Source organism: Streptosporangium sp. NPDC051022 (genome assembly GCF_040683035.1).
Lineage (GTDB): Bacteria > Actinomycetota > Actinomycetes > Streptosporangiales > Streptosporangiaceae > Streptosporangium.
In genome coordinates, this window is sequence record NZ_JBFBCF010000080.1 from 1 (window position 1) to 2,739 (window position 2,739).

Annotated in this window: 4 protein-coding genes; 2 read left to right on the forward strand and 2 right to left on the reverse strand. The window is 66.7% G+C overall.

Annotated features, from left to right (window positions below):
* Both AB0N02_RS47225 and AB0N02_RS47230 read right to left on the reverse strand, forming a co-directional pair.
* Positions 1–218, reverse strand: a 218-nt coding sequence (locus AB0N02_RS47225; protein ID WP_363961735.1) for a helix-turn-helix domain-containing protein, incomplete at its 3' end; no start/stop codon positions are given.
* 180 nt (positions 219–398) lie between these two features.
* A complete protein-coding gene (locus AB0N02_RS47230; RefSeq protein WP_062633834.1) occupies positions 399–764 on the reverse strand; it encodes a hypothetical protein in 366 nt (121 codons plus the stop codon).
* A gap of 351 nt (positions 765–1,115) precedes the next feature.
* Between AB0N02_RS47230 and AB0N02_RS47235 the strand changes: the two genes are divergently transcribed.
* Both AB0N02_RS47235 and AB0N02_RS47240 read left to right on the forward strand, forming a co-directional pair.
* Entirely contained in the window at positions 1,116–1,289 is a 174-nt protein-coding gene (locus AB0N02_RS47235) for a hypothetical protein (RefSeq protein ID WP_363961737.1), read from the forward strand.
* Positions 1,290–1,364: 75 nt separating this feature from the next.
* The gene (locus AB0N02_RS47240; RefSeq protein ID WP_046746337.1) at positions 1,365–2,600 is read left to right on the forward strand and encodes an IS256 family transposase; all 1,236 of its coding nucleotides are present in this window, start codon (positions 1,365–1,367) and stop codon (positions 2,598–2,600) included.
* The last annotated feature ends 139 nt before the right edge of the window (positions 2,601–2,739 follow it).

Sequence of the window (2,739 nt, forward strand, 5' to 3'; positions counted from 1 at the left end):
GCCTTGGTCACCGGGTTCTGCCGCACGAAGCCGCGCCATGCCAGCATCGCGAGAAGTCGGTGCGCGGTCGAGGTCGCCACCCCGAGGAGGGCACCGGCGTCCGTGAGCCGCAGCTCGTGCTCCTCACCCAGCAGCAGGATCAGCTTCAGCGCGTTGTCGACCGACTCGATCGGATACTGGGGTGGATCGCCCGGCGACCCGAGCTGTCGATTCTGCACGGCAGAAAGCTTACTTGCAACGTGGGCGCGCTCCTCCTGCACCGCGCGCTCCGATGCCGACCCGACAGGCGGGAGGATCGTCTCCGCGGTGCCACTGCAGCCCGTGCCACCCCACGCCGCCCGCGTGGCTCCCTGTGACGGCCCCGACGGCCCAGGCGCTCTACGGTCGGAGCAGGACCTTCAGGCTGCTGGACGCGTCGCGGGACTGCTCGAAGGCGGCGGCGGCATCGTCGAAGGCGAACTCGTGGGTCGCCAGCGGCGACAGATCGATCCCCTGGGCGTCGGACGCCTGACGATCGACTCGAGGACGGCCTCGTACTCGCGATGAGCGATGGCGAACGACTGCGGGTGCCACAACTGATAGATGTGTAAGCAGCGTTCCGGGTAGGAGTCCACTACCCGCCCCAACGGGATGTCTGCACGCGCGACGCAGCAGCGGAGGAACGCGTGGTGCGCCACCAGCCAGGCGCCCATGTCACCGACTGCCAGCGCCGCATCCATTAGCGTCCCGTACTCGCGCGAAGCGCCGATCTCGGAGCGCAGCATCCGTCCACCGTCCGGCGCGCGCCTAAGGACTCCAGCTGAAGCCGGACACCGTAGAGCTGGTCGACCTCTTCTACGTCCGGGTGATACACCGTCGCTCGGCGATGGTATCGGCCTCGTTTGAGCCTTTCTTCCCGCAGCAAGCGAAACGCCTCGTGCAAATGACCTCCCCGTCGATCCAGGTCTTTCAACTTTCCATCCTGCGTGAGGCGGCAGTGGCGGTGACACTCCACTGCTCGGAAGAGCACTATTTCGCGCTATTGATCCGGACCCCGATGGTCGGAAGCTGTTCAGTGCCGCGTCATCGGCGCAATACGCTGGGAGACGGGGCTTCCTCTGCCCCGGGAGGACACCATGCAACCAGATAACCTCACGGTCACGGCTCGGGTGGCGCGCACAGCCGTCCCCGGGCGGCTGGACGATCTCACCGAGTGGGCGCATGGTTTCACCGGCCGGGCCCAGTCGTTCCCCGGCTACCGGGCCTGGAGTCCCGCGGGGTGGTGGTCTTTCGGGCCCGCGGCGTCGTGACCGCGACGGGGTGAGCCATCGTGCGATGGTCAGTGAGAACGACCAAGAACTCACACAGAAAGACGACACCGCACGATGGCTCTTGACCAGTCTGCCCTCCTCGAGCTGCTCGGGGAACTGAAGCTCACCGGCACCACCGACCGCATCCGAGCCGCGACCGAGCGGCTCTACCAGGAGCTGATCGACGCGGAGACAGCCGCATTCATCGGCGCCGCCCCCTACGAGCGCACGAGCGAGCGCACGACTACCCGCAACGGTTCCCGGCCGCGGGTGCTGTCGACCACGGCTGGGGATCTGGAGTTGCGGATCCCGAAGTTGCGGCAGGGGTCGTTCTTCCCGTCGCTGCTGGAGCGGCGCCGCCGGGTCGACCAAGCCTTGTTCGCGGTCGTGATGGAGGCCTACCTCCACGGCGTCTCAACCCGGAAGGTCGATGACCTCGTCAAAGCGCTCGGCGCTGACACTGGCATCTCGAAGTCCGAGGTGTCCCGCATCTGCCAAGGGCTCGACGCCGAGGTCGCATCGTTCCGCGACCGCTCGCTGTCTGACATCGCCTACCCCTACGTGTTCCTCGACGCGACCTACTGCAAGGTCCGCATCGACCACCGTGTCGTGTCCCAGGCGGTCGTCGTCGCGATCGGCGTCGCCGCTGACGGGCGGCGGGTCGTGCTGGGCTTCGATGTCGGAGACAGCGAGACCGAGGAGTTCTGGAAGCAGTTCCTGCGCTCGTTGAAGACACGAGGTCTGGGCGGGGTGAAGCTGGTGATCTCCGACGCCCACGCCGGACTGAAGAAGGCCGCAGCGACCGTGTTGCAGGGCGCCGCCTGGCAGCGCTGCCGCGTCCACTTCATGCGCAACGTCCTGACCGCCCTCCCGAAGGGCCGGCAGGAGATGGTCGCCAGCGTGATCCGCACGATCTTCGCCCAACCCGACGCCGAGCACATCGATGCCCAGTTCGACGAAGTCGTGCGCATGATCGAGCGCGTCCACCCCAAGACCGCCGTGATGCTCACCGACGCCCGTGACGACATCCTCGCGTTCAAAGCGTTCCCCGCCCGGCATTGGCGACAGATCTGGTCCACGAACCCGCTGGAACGCCTCAATCGGGAGATCAAGCGCCGCACCGACGTCGTTGGCGTGTTCCCGAACAACGCCGCCCTGCTCCGCCTGGCCGGCTCCGTCCTCGTCGAGCAACACGACGAATGGGAAGCCGCCGACCGCCGCTACTTCTCCGAAGCCTCCATGACCGAGCTCACCGCGACCACCCCCACCATCGACGAGGCGGTGATACTCCCCGAGATCACCGCCGCCTAAACTAACGACAGCTGATCATCGCAACGAAGCGAAAGACCACCACTCAAACGGACGCGGCCTTCTGACGGGCCACGCTCACCCCGACACGCTTAGCCGCCCACGTTGCATCCGAACGCTCACCCATCGCCGCGCGAAGAAT